This window comes from Actinomyces acetigenes, from assembly GCF_031296635.1.
Lineage (GTDB): Bacteria > Actinomycetota > Actinomycetes > Actinomycetales > Actinomycetaceae > Actinomyces > Actinomyces acetigenes.
Map to the genome: position 1 here is coordinate 1 of NZ_JASPFC010000095.1, position 1327 is coordinate 1327.

Annotated in this window: 1 protein-coding gene; it reads right to left on the minus strand. The window is 75.9% G+C overall.

The annotated features are described in order from the left end of the window. A partial coding sequence (locus RIV14_RS13630; protein ID WP_487265008.1) for a transcription-repair coupling factor family protein occupies positions 1 to 1327 on the minus strand: 1327 nt, incomplete at both ends.

Here is a 1327-nt window from a genome sequence, read left to right on the forward strand (position 1 = left end):
CTCGGCGATGAGGGCCAGGCGCAGGCCCTCGGCGAGGAAGCCGTGGCCGGCGCTGGCCTGGGTGACGCGCACGACACCGTCGCCGGGGCCCGCGGCCGGGGCGCCATCGGCACCAGTTGAGCCGTCGGCGTCATCAGCAACAGCGGCAGGGGCGGGAGCCCAGTTACCGTCGCGGCCGAGCTCGCCGGCCTCGGAGAGCTGGTCGACGATGCGGGCGGGGACGTCGCCGTCGCCCAGGAGCTGGGCCATGCGTCGGCCTGGTCCGGGGCCGTCGGTGGCCACGACCACGGTCCAGCCCTGGCGGGCCAGCCGGCCCAGGTCGGCCACGGCCCGCTCGAGCTCGCCGCGGTAGGTGTGGGGGTCGCTGAGGTCCAGGCGGGTGGTGTCGGGGCCGGCGGCCAGGGCGGTGAAGGACCACCAGCCGCGGTTGGAGGACAGGGCCAGGGCCCGGGCCTCGGCCAGGTGGGCGAAGGCGGCGGCGGACAGGTCGACGGGGACCGTGCCGCCGGAGGCCGCCGAGGTCCAGGCGGCGGCGAGGAACTCGGTGGTGGTGGCGGTCAGGTCCTCGGCGCGCTTGCGCACCCGTTCGGGCTCCAGGAGCACCGTGAGCCGGTCGCCGACGAGGTCCAGCAGCGGGACCATCTTCTCGACCAGGACCGGGGCGAGGGACTCCATGCCCTCGACGGCGATGCCCTGACTGATCTTCTCCAGCATGTCGGCAGCGCCGGGGACGGCGTCGACCAGGGCGGCGGCGCGCTCGCGCACCGTGTCGGTGAGGACCAGCTCGCGGCAGGCGGTGGCGGTGACGGCGCCCAGCGTCTCGATGGTGCGCTGGTCGGCGACGGCGAAGGAGGAGACCTCGTCGATCTCGTCGCCGAAGAAGTCCACGCGCACCGGCCTGGGCTCGGAGGGCGGGAAGACGTCGAGGATGCCTCCGCGCACGGCGTACTCGCCGCGGGACTCGACCATGTCGACGCGCGTGTAGGCGGCGGCCTCCAGGCGGCGGGCGGTCTCCTCCAGGCCGATGGTCAGGCCGGGGGCCAGCTGGACGGGCTCGAGCTCGCCGAGTCCGGCGATGACGGGGGCCAGCAGGGCGCGCACGGGGACGATGAGGACGCGGATCGCCCCGCCCTCCTCAGGGTGGGCCAGGCGGCGCAGGACGGACAGGCGCTGGGCGACGGTGTCGGCGCGCGGCGAGAGGCGCTCGTGGGGCAGGGTCTCCCAGGCGGGCATGACGGCGACGTCGTCGGCCGGCAGGTAGCTGCGCAGGGCCAGGGCGGTCTCCTCGGCCTCGCGGCCGGTGGCGGTGACGACCAGCAGCGGCGTG